Here is a 17,775-nt window from a genome sequence, read left to right on the forward strand (position 1 = left end):
AAAATTTTAGTTGGACGACATATCTACCAGTACCTTATTTATTATCTTAACAATCTTGGTGCTTATTTCAGGTTACTTTTCAAGTTCTGAAACTGGCATGATGTCCCTTAATCGTTATCGATTAAAACATCTTGAGAAAGAAAATCATAAAGGTGCGTTGCGTGTCAGCGCCTTACTTAAACGCCCCGATCGTCTTATCGGTTTAATCTTAATCGGTAATAATTTGGTGAATATTGCTGCATCGGCCGTTGCAACCATTATCGGTATGCGCTTATACGGCGATGTAGGTATTGCGATAGCAACATTCGCCTTAACATTTATTATCCTTATCTTTGCGGAAGTGACGCCAAAAACACTGGCTGCTATCTATCCAGAAAAAATTGCCTTTCCCAGTTCAATTATCCTTAAATGGTTATTAAAAATATTATATCCGCTTGTAGTTGTTATTAATTTAATCACTAACGGGCTACTAAAGCTATTTGGAATCAGCCACAAAGATATTGAAGAGCACAGCTTAAGTACAGAAGAACTTCGTACTGTTGTATATGAATCAGGTTCCTTAATTCCTGAGCACCATCAAAATATGTTGATGTCTATTTTAGACCTTGAGCAGGTGACGGTTGAAGACGTCATGATCCCTAGGAATGAAATTATTGCAATTGATATCAATGATGAGTGGAAATCAATCATGAAACAGTTGACTCACGCTCAGCATACCCGCGTGTTACTTTATCGTGATCAAATTGATGATGCCGTTGGATTTATCCACGCCCGCGATGCGTTACGCTTATTAACAAAAGAGCAATTTACCAAAGCAACGTTGTTACGAGCAGTTCGTGAAATTTATTATATCCCTGAAGGTACTTCATTAAATACGCAATTACTGAAATTTCAACAGAGCAAAGAACGTATCGGCTTAGTCGTCGATGAGTATGGCGATATCCAGGGCTTAGTGACTTTAGAAGATATTCTTGAAGAAGTGGTTGGCGACTTTACAACAACCATGGCTCGCTCGGTCAGTGAAGAGGTTCATTTGCAACCTGATGGCACCTATTTAGTGGATGGTGGTGCGAATATTCGTGATATCAATAAGGAAATGAATTGGGAGTTTCCAATTGATGGTCCCAAAACATTTAGCGGATTAATTGTGGAGTTTTTGGAAGAAATACCTCAAGCTAATGTTGGGTTACGTATTGCGGGATACCCAATTGAAATTGTGGAAGTCAAAGAGAACATGATAAAAACAGCGCGAGTGCTTCCTGATCATAAGACAGATTAATCTCACTCGTAACGAAATAAAAAAGCTTCCCTTAGGAAGCTTTTTTATTTCGGCCGTGAAAATACGGCTCGTAATATATCGTGGCAGCATCACTTTATTATGTAAATAACCTCATAAACCAGCCCTTTTCTAGTTCTGCTTCACACTTTTTCAATTGCGCTGAATACTGACTAGCTCGACGCTTCACTTTATGAGATGTATTCATTAACCATTTTTTTGATTTATATGAGCCTCTTTTATACCCACCCCATCCCTCGTGGTAATTGAGGTATTGAGCATATGCATCCCACTTTGAGATACCATTAACTTTATGGGTTTTATAAACAAACCACCCCATGAAATCGACAGCATCATCAAAATCATCTCGGTCAGCCCCACTGTTACCGGATTCGCGAACATAATCTTGCCAGGTGGGTGTTTTGGCTTGCGAATAACCATAAGCTGAGCTAGCTCGCCCAATTGGAATAAAACCTAAAAAATATTCCATGGGTGGTTGTGCATCATGCTTAAATGAACTTTCTTGAAACATCATACTCATTAAAACATGCTTTGGCGCCCCCCATTTTTCTTGTGAATCTTTTGCCGCATAATACCAATCTCTTTTTTCGGTAAAAATATCACAGATATCATGAGGGTTTTCTGGCGGTGCTGTCGCACAAGCACTCAGTAAACTGGCTAACGAAATAATTAAAATTTTTTTCTTCATTTTATGAACTTTTTAAAAAACCGGTAGTCAGAGTTTATGAATGCTTTAATTAGCGTTGTTTTCATCCCTGAAGAATCCCTTTACGCAGCTCTCTGAGCTGCGTTTTTTTATGCCTTGAAATAATTTGCCAAAAATTCCGTAAAGTCGAGCGTATCGCTTTGCTCTATTTGATTACGTTGTTGATCAGAAATTTTTGCCATTTGCTCAAACTCCGCCTCTGAATAAACACTATAATCAGACTGTGCAAAATAAGATTTGTATTGCTTGGCAAGCTCAAAGGCATAATGCCCGTTATCTAACCCAGAATTGAGCACCTGTTGCATATATTTGCCAGAGTAGGTTTGTTCGGGATCAGCGATGGTTTTTTGTAGAGATTCAATCACCGCCACATAATGCGTTTCATTATGTGCGGCATCTAAATAGTGTGCGACCGCAAGCAAGTCGGTAAATACTGTTTGCCCCCATTGCTGCAGCGAAATAGACTGCCCATCTTCGACTAAACAAAGCTCAAGATCGCGCCCTTCATTTACAACTGCTTTTAAATTTTCTTGAGTTTCTTGTTGTTGTTGCGCGGACATCTCAGGAGAAGGCATCAACGCACAATAAGTTAAAAAGACATCAAGGAAATAAACTTGCTCTAGGTTAATACCAACTGGTGAAAATGGGTTCACGTCTAAGGCTCGTACTTCTATATATTCAATCCCTCCACGCGCTAATGCTTCGGTCGGTTTTTCACCCGGGTGGGTATTTCTTTTCGGTCGAATTGGTGAATAAAACTCGTTCTCAATCTGTAAAATATTATGATTAAGCTGTTTTAATCGTCCATCGGGATAAGTACCAATATTACGATAAAGTGCAGATTCAGTCGTAATGGCACTTTTTAAGCCACTTATATATTGGTCTAAATTATTATAAGTCACATTCAACGCCGATTGCGCGCTATTCGTATAGCCTAAATCACCTAAACGTAATGCAGTACCATACGGTAAATAAAGGCTACCTTTACCAAATGACTCAAAAGCTAGTTTTGTGTCACGTCCTTGTAAAAAAGAACTACATAAAGCCGGAGAAGCACCAAATAAATAACTAATTAACCACAAATTTCGCTTAAAGTTTCTGATCACACCTAAATATGAATCAGATATAAATGCTTGCTTTGACTGGGTGTCGTTTTGAATTTCCTGTAAAATTTTCCAAAATGATTCAGGAAATGAAATATTAAAGTGCACGCCTGCAATAGCTTGCATCATGCTCCCGTAACGATTCTTCAAGCCTTCACGATAAAGCGTTTTCATTTTAGCTGTATTTGAAGTGCCATACTGAGCAAGGGCAATGTCATCTTGATGTTTGATAAAACAAGGCATGCTGATTGGCCATAAAATTTCGTCACCAATTTGAGCTAAAGTAAACTTATGAATATCTTCTAACTGCTTAATTGTTAACTCGGCATTGGTTTGCGCAGGAGTAATAAACTCGAGTAATGCTTCAGAAAAGTCAGTGGTAATCGAAGGATGTGTCAATGGACTACCTAATGCTGCTGCATGAGGTTTTGCTGATAAACGGCCTTGCTCGGTGATCCTGAGGGTTTCTCGTTCAATACCGCGCTTAATGCCAACAATGGCCGAACGATTTGCAGGCAAACTAAGCGCCTGCAATGTAGATTTAAATTGCTGATTCGTCAAAATTGATCCTCAAAGCATCACGCTTTTCTAATTGTCAGTTAACTATGGGGGCGCGTTTGTAATTCTCAAGCTAATAATTGGAATTGACCAACATCACTTTACCTTGCGTTAATCCACTTTCCACTCTTGCATGGGCCTGAGCAGTATCATTGATAGTAAACTGGCTATCTATCTGTAATTTTAATCGACCTTCTTGATACCAAACTAATAACTGCATTAGATCTGCTGTATTAGATGATACTAACATGCCTTGGCAATCGATTTTCATGCTGTTTGCTAAATTGATACACTCTTGTGCTGTCACTGTTGGCACGGTCACTACCTGACACCCTGTGTTCAAAGCTGCAATACATTTTAAGCCTCGCTCGCCTCCCGCGACATCAAATAATGCGTGCGCGTTATTCTTATTTATAAATTCATCATAGCTCACCACATCAGCGACGAAGCGACTAATAAAGTTATTGATAGGAGTGCTGACTACCGCTGTGACTTCAAACCCTAAATTTTGCGCAATTTGTACCGCTAAGTGTCCGACGCCGCCGCCTGCCGCATTAATATAAACACGATCCCCAGCTTTGAGTTTTTTAGTTAAAAGCATCAGCCCTTGCAAAGCGGTCAAGCCAGATAAACATAGACCTGACAAAGAGGAAAAATCTTGCACTGATTGCACTGAAATAATCTCACAACTGCTTGCCAGACGATATTCTTGGTAGCAACCTGGGTTCAGTGGAAAACCCACCATCCCTATCACCATTTCACCGATAGAGAATTCGCTCACCGCGCTCCCAATCGCTTCGATTTTTCCACATACGTCATACCCGAGCCCAATAGGTAAATTATCTTTATTCTGTGCTGCAGCAAAACCAATACCAGCGCGTGTTTTAACATCAATAGGATTTATCGCCGCATTATGGACTTTAATAAGTACTTGATTGTCATTAGGTGCTATCACAGGTAAACAGGATTGTTTAAGGTGGGTCGCATCGCCAAACTGTTTTATAACAATGGCTTTATTTTGAGTCGCTATTTGTTCAAGCACTGAATCATTTCTCTATTGATAGATAGTCTGGATGACCTAGATTATGCGTTGGCTGAAAAATTTTGTCGATTGATATGGTTATTTTCACTAAAAATCATTCACTCATTCGTTTTTTGCTTTAAACTTAAGCAGTAATCCTCTCACAGGGCTAGGACTGGCTTTATGATCAAACAATTTGCATTTGGTTTTTTAATTTGCATCGGCTATCTGCAAACCTGCGAAGCTAAAACCAGAACCATTTATACGTGGCAAGACGCCAATGGTGTCATGCACTACTCGCAGATGATGCCCAAAGGTATTGACTATACGACTATGGATATCCGAGAGCCTCCCCCTTCTGCAATCGTGAAAGCCGTTTTACCAACCAAAGAACAAGCCCCGTCACTCTTAACTGATTTAGACAAGCAAACTCTAGATAACTGTAAAAAATCACAAGAAAACTTACGAGTATTAGCTGAGTTTGATGAAATTAAACTCATTGATGAGCAAGGAAACGAAACCTTATTAAGCGAAGCCGATAAAGCCTTACACCAACAGCTAGCTGAAAAAAAAGTAAAAATATATTGCCAAGCAACCTTGTAAATCACCAAATAGGTACCAACAAAAAAGGCTAAGAGATTCACTTAGCCTTTTTTGATCATTGTCATGTTTACTTAACAGTAATGTCAAACTCCCCCTCTTTGACATCTATATGAAATTCACTCCCCATTGTAAAATCGCCTTCTAACAACTTTTGCGCTAACGGATTTTCAATATACTGCTGAATTGCACGCTTGAGTGGCCTTGCGCCAAATACTGGGTCAAACCCTGCGGCTGCAAGTTGGCTCATTGCTTCATCAGTTAACAATAATTGATAACCTCGTACCTGAAGGCGTTGCTTGAGCTTAGCCAACTGAATATCTGCAATGTGCTTGATATCATCTCCCGATAGCGGATGGAAAACAACGGTGTCATCGATACGGTTGATGAACTCTGGTCTAAATTGTGTTGCTAAAACATCCATTAACATGGCTTTTAAGCGATCATAATCACTATTAATAGCGTGCTCTTGAATGACGTCTGAACCAAGGTTCGATGTCATGATTATCACTGTATTTTTAAAATCGACCGTACGGCCTTGACCGTCAGTAAGTCGGCCATCATCTAATACTTGCAATAAAATGTTAAACACATCTGGATGCGCTTTTTCGACTTCATCAAGTAAAATTACACTATATGGCTTGCGACGAACGGCTTCAGTTAAATACCCGCCCTCTTCATATCCGACATATCCTGGAGGAGCCCCAACTAAGCGTGCCACAGAGTGTTTTTCCATAAATTCAGACATATCAATGCGTACCATGGCATCTTCTGTGTCAAACATAAACGTGGCTAACGCTTTTGTTAGCTCAGTTTTACCCACCCCTGTTGGACCTAAAAACAAAAATGAACCAATCGGTCGATTCGGATCAGCAAGCCCTGCTCGTGAGCGCCGAATCGCATTGGCAACTGCGGTGACCGCCTCATGTTGGCCGATCACTTTTGTATGTAAATTATCTTCCATTTGTAACAGCTTGCTGCGTTCGCCTTGCAGCATTTTAGTGACAGGGATCCCTGTCCAGCGCGATAAAATTTCTGCAATTTCGTTTTCACCGACTTTATTTCTCAATAAACGCATATCTTGCATTTCGACTTGCGATGCTAAATCGAGTTTGCGCTCAAGCTCAGGGATACGGCCATACTGTAACTCTGACATTCGTTGTAAATCACTGGCTCGGCGCGCAACATCCAAATCTAAACGCGCTTGTTCTAGCTCAGTTTTAATCACTTGTGTACCTTGCAGTGACGCCTTTTCTGCAGACCACACTTCATCTAATTCATTGTATTGTTTATCTAAAGTCTGAATTTGCTGTTTTATATCATGTAATCGTTGCTGACTCGCTTCGTCTTTTTCTTTTGATAACGCGTTATCCTCAAGCTTGAGCTGAATGATTTTACGCTCAAGTTTATCGAGCACCTCTGGTTTAGAATCTATTTGCAATCGTAGCGATGAACCCGCTTCATCTATTAAATCAATGGCTTTATCAGGTAATTGACGATCACTGATATACCTATGTGACAAGGTCGCTGCTGCTACTATTGCCGGATCGGTGATTTCAACACTGTGATGTAATTCATATCGCTCTTTTAAGCCACGTAAAATCGCAATGGTATCTTCAACGTTAGGTTGCTCAACAAGCACTTTTTGAAAGCGTCGTTCAAGCGCCGCATCTTTTTCAATATATTGACGGTATTCATCTAGTGTCGTCGCACCGACACAGTGCAGCTCGCCACGGGATAAAGCTGGCTTAAGCATATTACCCGCATCCATCGCACCATCACTTTTTCCGGCTCCAACTATGGTATGGATTTCATCAATAAATAAAATAACTCGGCCTTCTTCTTTGGCTAACTCATTGAGTACAGCTTTAAGTCGCTCTTCAAACTCGCCTCGATATTTGGCTCCTGCAACCAATGCGCCTAAATCTAAAGACAACACACGTTTATCTTTAAGTCCTTCAGGTACTTCGCCATTAATAATTCGTTGTGCGAGCCCTTCTGCAATAGCCGTTTTCCCTACACCCGGCTCACCAATTAATACAGGGTTATTTTTTGTTCTGCGTTGCAAAACTTGTATGGTACGGCGGATTTCATCATCTCGACCGATTACCGGGTCAAGTTTACCGAGCTCAGCTCTTTCGGTTAAATCAACGGTGTACTTTTCAAGGGCTTGACGAGAATCTTCTGCATTTGGATCATCGACTTTTTGCCCACCGCGAATGGCTTGAATCGCGGTTTCAACCTTAGAGGCATTCAAACCAAAAGATTTAAATATTTCACCTAAAGGACCTTTATCTTCACAGGCTGCGAGGATAAATATCTCACTTGAAATGAACTTATCTTTACGTTTTTGCGCATATTTATCACATAAGTTTAGTAGGTTTGCCATATTGGGAGATAACTGAACATCCCCACCAATCCCTTCGACTTTAAATAGTTTTTCAATCGCTTGCGATACTTTACTATTCATTTCGGTGGTACTGACACCTGCTTGAGCAAGCAGTGCCCGCACACTTGAGCCTGTTTGCTGTAACAAAGCATACATTAAATGTACGGGTTCAATAAATTGATGATCACGACCGAGTGCTAACGATTGTGCATCTGACAAGGCCGCTTGAAATTTGCTCGTGAGTCTATCTAAACGCATCAGGGATTACCTTCAAAACATATCAACTCACTATGTAATGGGTGCAACCTCGAAAATGTTCAAGTAGATAAGGTATTTTATTTGATTTAAATCACGATTTTTCAAGCCAAATCACATGAGCTAAGCGCCCTGTTTGCCCCTCTCGTCGGTAGGAAAAAAAACGTTTTGAATCTAAGTAAGTGCAGACGTTTTCGGTAAAAATATGTTCGATCTGTAGCGCATTGAGTTGTGCTGTAGCTATAGCAAAAATATCAGCCAAAAACTGTCCGTTTGCTTGTTTCGTAAAACATTGCTCAAATTCACAACCCACAAAGGAGTCAACAACATCGCTCCCAACTTCAAATACAGCAGGGCCGATCGCCGGACCTAAATAAGCAATGACATCAGTTCGGTTACCGCTGAATAATGCTATTGCGTTTTCAATAATCCCCTGAGCAAGGCCTCGCCAGCCTCCGTGGAGTATGGCTATTTGCGTTCCTTGTTTATCAGCTAAAAAAATAGGTAAGCAATCTGCTGTCATGATTGCTAAAGGGACGTTATATAAGCGGGTATAAAAGCCATCTGCTTGAGAGGTGTTGTAGGTTAAGTAGTTTGCCTCATCGAGAGTCACTATGTAAGCACTGTGAACTTGCTCTAACCATTTAGGTGCTTGCGGGAGGGATTGAGTAAGTAGCGCTCGGTTTTTTTTCACATTTTGCTGATGATCACCGACATGAAACCCTAAGTTGAAACTATCAAATGGAGGTTTAGAAAAGCCTCCGGAGCGGATTGTACTTAGCGCTTTGACCTGCTTTGGTGCAGGCCACTTTAAAAACAATAAATTAGAACTCATCACTGCCATGTAATTGCGTATCAGCACGCAACATTTCAGTCAAATATTGCATATCAGCTGGAATAGGCGCATGCCATGTCATCACTTCACCTGTGATCGGATGCTCAATCGTTAACATCACGGCATGGAGCGCTTGACGGCGAAATTTTTGTAAACAATCAAACAACTCTGGTGTCGCCTTTTTAGGCGGGCGAGGACGGCCATTATAAGACTGATCACCGACTAACGGATGAGTCAAATAGGACATATGTACACGAATCTGATGAGTTCGACCAGTCTCTAAGCGTAAACGCAGCCGAGTGTGAGCGCGAAATTTTTCAGCGACACGAAAATGCGTCACTGCAGGCTTTCCAGTCGGAGTTACATCCATATGAGTGCGTTTTGTAGCATGGCGACCAATTGGTTTATCAATCATGCCACCGGCTGTCATTGTCCCCGTACAAATTGCTTCATATTCACGAGTAAAATTACGACGAGCTTGTAAATTCGCTACAAGTTTTGTTTGCGCTGGAATCGTTTTAGCTACCACCATTAGTCCGGTCGTATCTTTATCAAGACGATGAACAATGCCCGCTCGTGGCACATTGGCAATATCGGGGCAATGGTGTAAAAGTGCATTTAACACTGTACCATCAGGGTTACCCGCACCAGGATGTACGACCAACCCTTCAGGCTTGTTAATCACCAGAATATCATCATCTTCATACACAATATCCAGTTCAATATTTTGTGCTTCATACTCTCTTTGAACTTCAATAGTGGCACTGATTACGACTTGCTCTTCACCAAACAGTTTCTCTTTGGGAATATTTTTAATTTCGCCGTTTATTTGTACCATATCATCTAAAATCCACGTTTTTATACGTGAACGAGAATATTCAGGGAACAATTCGGCCAGAATTTGGTCTAGACGTTTGCCACCAAGTTCTAGTGGGACTTCGGCAGATAAAGAAATTTGCTCAGACATTTAACATGTTTACCTAATTTACCAGTGCAAGCTAATGCTGACTGGGGTAGAATCGCTTAATTAGGTATAGTTTACTCGGTTTTACCGACTTGGCCTAGCTCAAGACAACGAAGGTAGTTAATTAATGATAAATATAAAAGGAAAACGTGTATTTGGCACCGCTTTAATCTTGCTAGTGCTCAGTGCATGTTCGTCAAAACCAGAACAAGAAGAAATTGAACGTGTTCCTAATAAATCAGCGCAAGCCCTATATGCTGATGCAAAACAAACCCTCGATTCAGGCCTATATATTCGCGCTATTGAACTGCTCAGTGCGATTGACTCTCGCTACCCATTTGGGCCCATGTCTAAACAAGTGCAGATGGATCTCGTGTATGCCAATTACCAATCCAACAACACTGATAACGCTCTTGCGACAATCGACCGTTTTATTCGCCTCAATCCTAATCATAAAGATCTCGATTACATGTATTACATGCGTGGTTTAACCAATATCAAAGCGGATGAAAATGCATTTCAAGAATACTTTGGGGTTGATAGAGCGGACCGCGATCCAATTAAAACCCGTGAAGCATTTAAGGATTTAAGTACACTGGTCAAGCAGTACCCTAGCAGCCCATATGCCGAAGAAGGTAAAAAACGCCTTGTTTGGCTATTAAATAAAATGGCTCGCTATGAAATAAAAGTTGCCACCTATTATTTTGAACGCCAAGCCTATTTAGCCGCTGCTAATCGCGGTAAATATGTCGTCGAGAACTATTCTCAAAGTAGTTATGTTAAAGAAGCACTTGAGATAATGATTAAAAGTTACGATAAGTTAGGATTAACTGACTTAAGTAAGCATTCGAAACAAATATTGCAAACTAATGCAAAATAAAAAAGGCGCGAAAGCGCCTTTTTTATTTCAACAAACGGTTAGATAGCCGCTTCATCTTCTTCACCCGTTCGGATCCGAACAACTCGTTCAATGTCAGTAACAAAAATTTTGCCGTCGCCTATTTTCCCTGTTTGCGCAGTTTTAAGAATCACATCAATAGCACGATCAACATCTTCATCAGCGAGTACAATATCTAGCTTCACTTTTGGAAGAAAGTCAACCATATACTCAGCACCACGATACAATTCAGTATGGCCTTTTTGGCGCCCAAACCCTTTAACCTCACACACAGTCATACCTGTGATTTCAATTTCAGATAGTGCCTCGCGCACATCATCCAGTTTAAAAGGTTTAATGATGGCTTCAATTTTTTTCATTTTATATGCCTGTTAAATCGCAAAGTGGGTTGATTTTAGACAATCGGGTCGACTGTCGCAAACACTGTTTTATCACCAGGTTAAATCAAAAGTAAAAAATAAGTAAAAAGGCCGATGAAATAAGGCTTAGCAGCACGAAAAATAAGCGTTATACTAAGCTAAAAAGGAGACTCATTATGCAGTTAAAAAATAGAGGTTTTACTCTTTTAGAACTTATGGTTGGAATAGTGATCATGGGGATTATTGGCAGTATTGCAATGATGAACTTTGGCTCAATGCTAGAAGGGGACCGAGCACAGAGTTTCGTCACTGAATTTACTAAAAATCTGAAATTCGCCCGTGCAAAGGCTTCATCTGTAGACGAAATTGTGATTGTTTGTCCACTAAATACTAGCAATACTTGCGACTCTGATTGGATAAGCCATCAGGTTGTCGTATTTGTCGATAGTAATAATGACGGAAAAAGAGATGCTGCAGAGCAAATACTCCGCACTATGGATAAGTTACATAGCACTGATAAGTTTCTTCACACTTCAGGGTCTGGTGCGATAAGTTATAACGGACAAGGGCGGGTATCGAGTGCGCATACTTTTGTTTACTGCCCAAATGGCAAAGCTGACAATAATGCCGTATTTGAAATAACAGCTTCTGGTAAAACGTGGAATGCCGGCCGCAGTTCAGTTTCTTGCGCATCTTAAAAAATCAACTAAGTTAAAATAATAAGGAATTTATAGAGACTTCAAGGATGAAGAAAACTCAGCTAGCATTTACCTTAATAGAATTAATGGTATCCATGCTTATTTTATCAACACTGCTCATGATCACAACGCCTTCATTCGGCAATCTACTGGCTGAAAATCGCCAATCTAACCGTATCAATTTAATCAAAACGACATTAGCCGTTGCACGAGGTACAGCTATCAGCCACGATACCTCTGTTACCATTTGCCCTTTAAATGGACCACAATGTACAACTGATTGGCACAAAGAAATTTATGTATTTATAGATGCTAATCAAAATAAATTTTTTGATGGCAACGATTTTATAATCAGCATGATTGAGCCAACTCCTGAGAGTGATTCGCTCACTTATCCAAGAAATGCAATCACCTATCGAGCGGATGCAAGTATTGCGGGGTTCCAATCAGGTAGTTTTGTTTATTGTATAAAAGATAAACCAGAAGTATTAGGCAAACGCATAACGGTAAGCCAAGCTGGCCGCTATCGTATTCGTGATACGAATTGTCAGGGTAAATAAAGCAAACATTAATTGCAATTCACCCTGACACTTTACGCTACCAACATGGACCAGAGCCTGTAAAACCTTTTGCACCTGTTTGAGTAATAGTGAATGTTTTACATTCATCGTCTTTCAAAGCAATACCGCTTGCAGGAGTTGCAGTAATAGTAAACTCCGTATCACTCGATGTGGTGGCAACTGAAATGCTATATAAGCCCGTTTCAGAGGTAGCTGCAGCCCCCAAGTTACTTAGGGTCGCCGTATACTCATGGTTGTCCACATAAAATTGCTCTTGTTTATTAGCAATGTCTAACAAGGCTGTTTTGGCTTCTGTTCTGGCCCCTCTCTTAACATAATCACTATAATTTGGAATAGCGATTGCAAGTAAGATTCCTACTATCACCACAGAAACCATCACTTCTATCAGGGTAAAACCACGCTGTTTCATACATTCACCTTAAAAGTTAGATTCTCGATATTGGTAATTTCTGTGAGTTTTAAATCCAGCAAATTCTCCAACCAAATCAGGTACGCACCCTTGACCATCACAATCAGGTACAATGCTCGAAGCGATTGATCTAGCTTTGATAACACCTGATCCATTTTCACCACTACCCACGCCAATTAATAGAAACTCACTGTTTTGATTGGTATCTTTATCAAAGATTAGTTGCGGGGTCGCTGGAACTCGATTGCCCACATCAAATTTTAAATTATTGTAAATTTTTGTCCCATAGTGCAAATGAAAAGCGTAAAGTGAGCCGTCTCCAGTATTGACACTACATTGATTCACATTCGAATTAGTGTTAGCTGAAAATTTATATGAGGTAAAATACGCCACGCCGCCAATCACTTTTGGCTCAGACAGCGATTTTTCTCCTGCTGTCATTGGGTAGCGCCAGCCGACAAAACTCTCAGAGTATTTAGTTTCCAGCTCTCTGAAGTCGTCAAGTTGTTTATTTTCAAACGAATCCGTTTTAATGTCCATCAATTGATCCACAGATATCACTGGCAATGACTTACTCGCAAGATTTTCTGTCCGTACATTTTTATCACGAATCATGAAGAGTTGGTCATCGATAGTGCCATCTTTAGGTGAAGTCCGATTACCACTTCCCAGCAAAATCGCTTCATAAGGTGTTTGTCTTCTAGAGTATTGAACTGATATCACTCCATTATTATCAACCTCAGTACGAGTCAACTCACTAAAGTAAGTTCTGGCTACTTCTGGTTGATAAAAGAACATGCGATTATTTGCGCCTGTACCACCTAGGCTCGCCAACTTAACCGCCCCCCAACTTTCGCTCTGGGGTAAGTCGAAACGCCAAACAAAGCCTCCCGTATCGCCCGCATACAGACGGTCAGTATATCCGTCATAATCTGAATCAAGAACTGCAACACTCGATGGAATACTGTGATCACCAGAATCCAAATGGTGTAACAACTTACCAGTGAATGCTTCAACAATGTAAACGCCTTTACCTAAACTATCGATACTTGTCGGGTCTGTGTCTTTGCTTGCATCGTAACCGCCACCAAAGATTAAAACAGGTGTATCTTCACCGTATTTTTTCAAAAACGTAACTTTAGGCTGAGACCAAGATTGACCTAAATCTGCAAAATCACCTTCTCCGCCTTTAATGGTCCATTTTAACGTAGGTGAGCTTGGGTTAGTGATATCAAAACCATAATAGTTTCTGCCTCCTCGACGCATACCAAAAAAAGCCCAAACTTTATCACCCGCTTCTGCATCAACAATGCCATTATCATTTTTATCATCAATATAGACGGTGGGTGTTAGGTCCATTCCATATACTTTGCCTTCACTTAACGTAGCCGAGAATTGATTATTTTTGATCGCTGGTAAAATTGGATATAGATCGCTGGGAATAAATGCCCACTCTTCTTTAATATCGTCTTGACCACCTAAGTCATTAAACATATGAATGAAACCAGCGTTAGTACCAACAAGTATATGGATGTCATTATTTTTACCATAGTTAATTGCGACAGGTTTTGAGTGTAAGGGATCTCCCATAATTGCAGCACGAAGGTCAGTGGTACTATTATCACCATCTTCGTCATCAACATCTAAACCTGCACTCCAATCAATTAGGTTTTTTAATGTGGTATTGCTATACCCAGTAACTTTAATCGCGCTATTACTTGATGAAAATGCTGGAAGACTATATCCATTGGCGTTAACCCCAACATCAGTAAAAATTTTACGAGATGCCATAGCGCTTAACCTTGCCGACGCGCCTCCTTTTCCCACAACGTTGCCATCGGCCTGACCACTTTTTAACCAATAAGTGGCAGCATCAGAAATAATATTACCATCAGAATCTATTGCTGCTTTGTCATTTGTGTCAACTAACTTATCGCCTACTATCTTTAATTTCTTGAGATTCCCTTCCCAACGAGGGCCTTTTTCAGGATAAAACATAGCAAAATAAACAGCATCTAGCGTTTGAGTACGATCGCTTTGACTACTTGCAACTGAAGGAGATGTAAATGAATCATTGACTTGCCTAATTTTTGTAATTGCTAAGTTGAGGGCTTTAGTCAAATCTGCCGCATTACTTGCTGGGTAGTATTTTCCTCCACCATTAAGCGCTGTCGTTTGTAATAATGTCACTGCATTGGGACTCATCCCATCACCAAATCCCACAGTAAAGGTAGTCACATTATCTTTAACGGTCGGGGTGGTCGGATAAAGGTCAAGCTTATTCATAGAAGCAGAAAGTGCATGTAACAAACTAGAGGAACCATTCACTGGCAACCCAGTTGGCGATTCATTTGAAAAGGCATAACGATACAAACTCGATATGGCTGAATTTGCACTTGTATCAGAGCTAGAAGGATCGCCATCTGTCATGATAATTACATTGATACTATTGTCACATCGCAATATATCAAAACCATTCTCATCTTTTTTAGCTTTAAACGGCGAATAATAAGAGGTTCCATTGTCTAGTGACATATCCCTACTAGACTGACCATAACCAAACCAGAGATTACCGCCACTCAAATAACGATACGACTCGTAAAATGTTTGTGAAAGAGGCGTACCACCAGATGGAACAAAACTATCTATTTTATTTGATAATGTCGCGGCATCAGAGCCAATCCCTGCGACCATATAACCATCAAATCTCATCAGTCCAAAGTCGATATCAGAGTTATTATTAATTAAATCTTTAATCGCCTTTTTCGCAACTTTCATCCTAGAATTAGGACACTCATCTCGTCCTCTATATCCACAACCATTGCCGGTGTCCGCGTCCCACATCATACTTCCTGAAGTATCAAAGACAATTAACACTCTTGGTCTTTCCGTTGTCTTAACATTGTGTGTTACATACAGCTCAATATCTTCAGCCATCACAGGGCTGCTGACTAAGACAGTCAAAGCGATACATGCGCTTTGCCAACACTGCTTTAACTTAATCATTTTCATTTCCTTTTATTTAAACCTTTTAATGAAACCAATGAGTTCACTTATTGGCTTGCGCTGCCTAACTCTTGTAAAATACCTGACTGTACGACCGCTTCATGTTTATGACCTACACCGTATTTAATACTGGCTCGGATCCGAAGCGGGTTGCAAACAATACCAGGGGTAGGTGCAAAGCGTCGTGGACAGGGGATTTCTTCAGGGCCGACCTGTTCATTAAATAACGTAATTGTAGATTTCGGGTCTGCATTTTGATGCTTAATATCTATTCCGGCGTTAGTAAATTGACCATCACCTTTAATTAATGGACTATTTGCAGCAAGATCCATTGCATTTCTAAGCGATAATTCTGCATCTCCCTTAATAGTCATTTCTGCAGTTTCACTCTCTTGCGCTGCATTAACCATTTTTAAATCTAAAGTGCTAGAGCTCATTAGGCTTACCGCAATCCCTGTGACAGCAATAATCATGACTAAAGCAGCAACTAAAACAACACCATTTTGTTTTGATTTTTGCCTTACCATTTCCATGAATCATCTCCTCCATTATCTAATCGAACGGTGGACACAAATAGCATCCGACGATATTTATCATTAAACGTTAACTCTTTAACCGCGGTACCTGACCCACCCAACGTATAAGTACGAGTTGTTGAGGATAAATCATAATCAGTATCCATTGAGCGGACTAAAATGAACATTTGCACGGTTAAAATTTGTCCAACCTGTTGTTCCCAATCAGTTTGCGTCATTTGTTCGGCAGTCTTGTATGTGTCAACACGGCTATCACCATCAAAGTCCATCCCATAAATAAAACGCATATTTTCAACACCTTCCATAATAGTTTCTGTAATGATGCCTGTTTTGGTTAAGCGTTTTCGCTTCAAGGTAGGAACTGATAAACTTTTGTTGTTTACGGTATAAGTATCAGTCGCGATGTAATAAACATGATGATTGTATGCCCAAAGAGAGTTTGCGGGATCAACAGGTAATACTCCACCTGTGCCATCAAGAATATTCGCAAAATCATAATTTGTTTCTAAGTAATACTGATTAGCTTGAGAAGCTGCCCCTGACCTATTGTTGCCTGAGACCCCTTTTAATTGAATGACATCACTGTTAGAGATACTGTCTTTAATACAGTTTAAAACGACAGCACTGTTGGTTTGCGTACCATAGATAAATTTAAACTGGCTCGTATCAGCGATCGGGAAGCTACGGTTATTAGCCCCTTCAAAACAATCATTACTTGGGTTTGCTTTGGCAAAGTTCACCTCATTGGGCATGCCTGAAAAGTTGCCCCAAAAGCCTGCCAGTTCAATGTCTCTGCGCAGCACATCCATAGCGATTCGACCTGATTCTTGTAAATCACCAATTTCAAGAGTATCGCGATTACTGGTTTTCATTGCTAAATAAGTGAACATAACCCCTGCAAGAATGAATGCCCCCACAAGCAAAGAAATCATCAGCTCGATAATGGTAAATCCGCGTTGCTTCATAATGTGCCATCCCGAAGATTAATATCTGTATTCATCACAACCATCCTGCGATTACCTGCATTGCCACAAGTAATAGCTTTATTCGCTGAGGACTGAACGATTTCTTGGCGCCCTTGCCACGATACAATCACCTGCAAGCTAACCGTACCATCGGCATTATCGGTAGGATCGATACAAACAAATGCATCAGATAATGCACCAGTTCGCTCGCGAGCTTGAGTGGCTCTGATCCACTGCGCTATATCGTAAGCAGCCATTTGAGAAGCTGTACAGCGAACATTTAGGCAAGCAGATGCGGAACTCGTACTTGTACTCCCAAAACTGACGTCGTAATCAGTTGCCACACTTGGACTATCGTTAGTACGCACCCGCTGGATGATATCATTCGCCAAAGCAAGCGCTGCGGCGCGCTGAACAGAGTCATAGCTAGCTTGTTTCGCTTTTGCCTGTAAAGCAACTGTACCTAGTAAACCAATCGTCAGTACAATGAAAGCGATGAGTACTTCAAGCAAGGTAAAACCTCGTTGCTGTCTGTGATTGTTCATCTGAACCACTCTATAAAAAATTAATCTATTTTACAGAGTAACAAGTGTTT

At 40.5% G+C, this 17,775-nt stretch carries 17 protein-coding genes; 5 read left to right on the forward strand and 12 right to left on the reverse strand.

The window, feature by feature from the left end:
- Window positions 1-10: 10 nt before the first annotated feature.
- Window positions 11-1,279 carry an HlyC/CorC family transporter gene (locus tag AC3KVK_RS11305; protein ID WP_490312856.1) on the forward strand — a complete coding sequence of 423 codons (1,269 nt, stop codon included), beginning with the start codon at window positions 11-13 and terminating at the stop codon, window positions 1,277-1,279.
- Between the two features lie 97 nt (window positions 1,280-1,376).
- On the opposite strand, the gene AC3KVK_RS11310 is transcribed toward AC3KVK_RS11305, so the two are convergent.
- The 3 genes from AC3KVK_RS11310 to AC3KVK_RS11320 form a co-directional block, all read right to left on the reverse strand.
- On the reverse strand, window positions 1,377-1,985 hold the full coding sequence (locus tag AC3KVK_RS11310) for a transglycosylase SLT domain-containing protein (protein ID WP_490312857.1): 609 nt from the start codon (window positions 1,983-1,985) through the stop codon (window positions 1,377-1,379).
- 107 nt (window positions 1,986-2,092) lie between these two features.
- Complete coding sequence (gene gshA, locus AC3KVK_RS11315) at window positions 2,093-3,667, reverse strand: glutamate--cysteine ligase (RefSeq protein WP_490312858.1); 1,575 nt, start codon at window positions 3,665-3,667, stop codon at window positions 2,093-2,095.
- A 70-nt stretch (window positions 3,668-3,737) separates the two neighbouring features.
- Window positions 3,738-4,706 carry an NADP-dependent oxidoreductase gene (locus tag AC3KVK_RS11320; RefSeq protein ID WP_490312859.1) on the reverse strand — a complete coding sequence of 323 codons (969 nt, stop codon included), beginning with the start codon at window positions 4,704-4,706 and terminating at the stop codon, window positions 3,738-3,740.
- A gap of 162 nt (window positions 4,707-4,868) precedes the next feature.
- On the opposite strand from AC3KVK_RS11320, the gene AC3KVK_RS11325 reads away from it, so the two are divergent.
- A complete protein-coding gene (locus AC3KVK_RS11325; RefSeq protein ID WP_490312860.1) occupies window positions 4,869-5,288 on the forward strand; it encodes a DUF4124 domain-containing protein in 420 nt (139 codons plus the stop codon).
- A 67-nt stretch (window positions 5,289-5,355) separates the two neighbouring features.
- Here the strand turns inward: AC3KVK_RS11325 and clpB are convergent, their stop codons facing one another.
- From clpB to rluD, 3 genes are all read right to left on the reverse strand, one after another.
- Window positions 5,356-7,932, reverse strand: coding sequence for an ATP-dependent chaperone ClpB (clpB, locus tag AC3KVK_RS11330; RefSeq protein ID WP_490312861.1), 2,577 nt, complete (start codon window positions 7,930-7,932; stop codon window positions 5,356-5,358).
- A 91-nt stretch (window positions 7,933-8,023) separates the two neighbouring features.
- Window positions 8,024-8,764 carry a peptidoglycan editing factor PgeF gene (gene pgeF / locus AC3KVK_RS11335; RefSeq protein ID WP_490312862.1) on the reverse strand — a complete coding sequence of 247 codons (741 nt, stop codon included), beginning with the start codon at window positions 8,762-8,764 and terminating at the stop codon, window positions 8,024-8,026.
- Window positions 8,754-9,731: a 23S rRNA pseudouridine(1911/1915/1917) synthase RluD gene (rluD, locus tag AC3KVK_RS11340; RefSeq protein WP_490312863.1), complete on the reverse strand. Its 978-nt coding sequence runs from the start codon at window positions 9,729-9,731 to the stop codon at window positions 8,754-8,756. Before rluD ends, pgeF begins: the two co-directional genes overlap by 11 nt.
- 124 nt (window positions 9,732-9,855) lie before the next feature.
- On the opposite strand from rluD, the gene AC3KVK_RS11345 reads away from it, so the two are divergent.
- The gene (locus tag AC3KVK_RS11345; RefSeq protein ID WP_490312864.1) at window positions 9,856-10,608 is read left to right on the forward strand and encodes an outer membrane protein assembly factor BamD; all 753 of its coding nucleotides are present in this window, start codon (window positions 9,856-9,858) and stop codon (window positions 10,606-10,608) included.
- 38 nt (window positions 10,609-10,646) lie between these two features.
- Here the strand turns inward: AC3KVK_RS11345 and glnB are convergent, their stop codons facing one another.
- Entirely contained in the window at window positions 10,647-10,985 is a 339-nt protein-coding gene (gene glnB / locus AC3KVK_RS11350) for a nitrogen regulatory protein P-II (protein WP_490312865.1), read from the reverse strand.
- 176 nt (window positions 10,986-11,161) lie between these two features.
- Here glnB and AC3KVK_RS11355 point away from each other — a divergent pair, with 176 nt between their 5' ends.
- Together AC3KVK_RS11355 and AC3KVK_RS11360 are read left to right on the forward strand one after the other, a co-directional pair.
- Window positions 11,162-11,683 (forward strand): GspH/FimT family pseudopilin, encoded by a 522-nt coding sequence (locus tag AC3KVK_RS11355; protein ID WP_490312866.1) that lies wholly within the window; start codon window positions 11,162-11,164, stop codon window positions 11,681-11,683.
- 47 nt (window positions 11,684-11,730) lie between these two features.
- Entirely contained in the window at window positions 11,731-12,243 is a 513-nt protein-coding gene (locus AC3KVK_RS11360; RefSeq protein ID WP_490312868.1) for a GspH/FimT family pseudopilin, read from the forward strand.
- A gap of 37 nt (window positions 12,244-12,280) precedes the next feature.
- Here the strand turns inward: AC3KVK_RS11360 and AC3KVK_RS11365 are convergent, their stop codons facing one another.
- From AC3KVK_RS11365 to pilV, 5 genes are read right to left on the reverse strand one after another with little or no spacing between them, the layout of a single operon-like run.
- Window positions 12,281-12,673 carry a type IV pilin protein gene (locus tag AC3KVK_RS11365; RefSeq protein WP_490312869.1) on the reverse strand — a complete coding sequence of 131 codons (393 nt, stop codon included), beginning with the start codon at window positions 12,671-12,673 and terminating at the stop codon, window positions 12,281-12,283.
- Between the two features lie 9 nt (window positions 12,674-12,682).
- Window positions 12,683-15,679, reverse strand: a complete 2,997-nt coding sequence (locus AC3KVK_RS11370; protein WP_490312870.1) for a PilC/PilY family type IV pilus protein — start codon at window positions 15,677-15,679, stop codon at window positions 12,683-12,685.
- 47 nt (window positions 15,680-15,726) lie between these two features.
- Entirely contained in the window at window positions 15,727-16,212 is a 486-nt protein-coding gene (locus AC3KVK_RS11375; protein ID WP_490312871.1) for a pilus assembly PilX family protein, read from the reverse strand.
- The gene (locus AC3KVK_RS11380; RefSeq protein ID WP_490312872.1) at window positions 16,200-17,180 is read right to left on the reverse strand and encodes a PilW family protein; all 981 of its coding nucleotides are present in this window, start codon (window positions 17,178-17,180) and stop codon (window positions 16,200-16,202) included. The genes AC3KVK_RS11375 and AC3KVK_RS11380 overlap by 13 nt, the downstream gene beginning before the upstream one ends.
- Window positions 17,177-17,725: a type IV pilus modification protein PilV gene (pilV, locus tag AC3KVK_RS11385; protein WP_490312873.1), complete on the reverse strand. Its 549-nt coding sequence runs from the start codon at window positions 17,723-17,725 to the stop codon at window positions 17,177-17,179. Before pilV ends, AC3KVK_RS11380 begins: the two co-directional genes overlap by 4 nt.
- Window positions 17,726-17,775 lie beyond the last annotated feature (50 nt).

Source organism: Pseudoalteromonas sp. J2K-J979 (assembly GCF_058169715.2).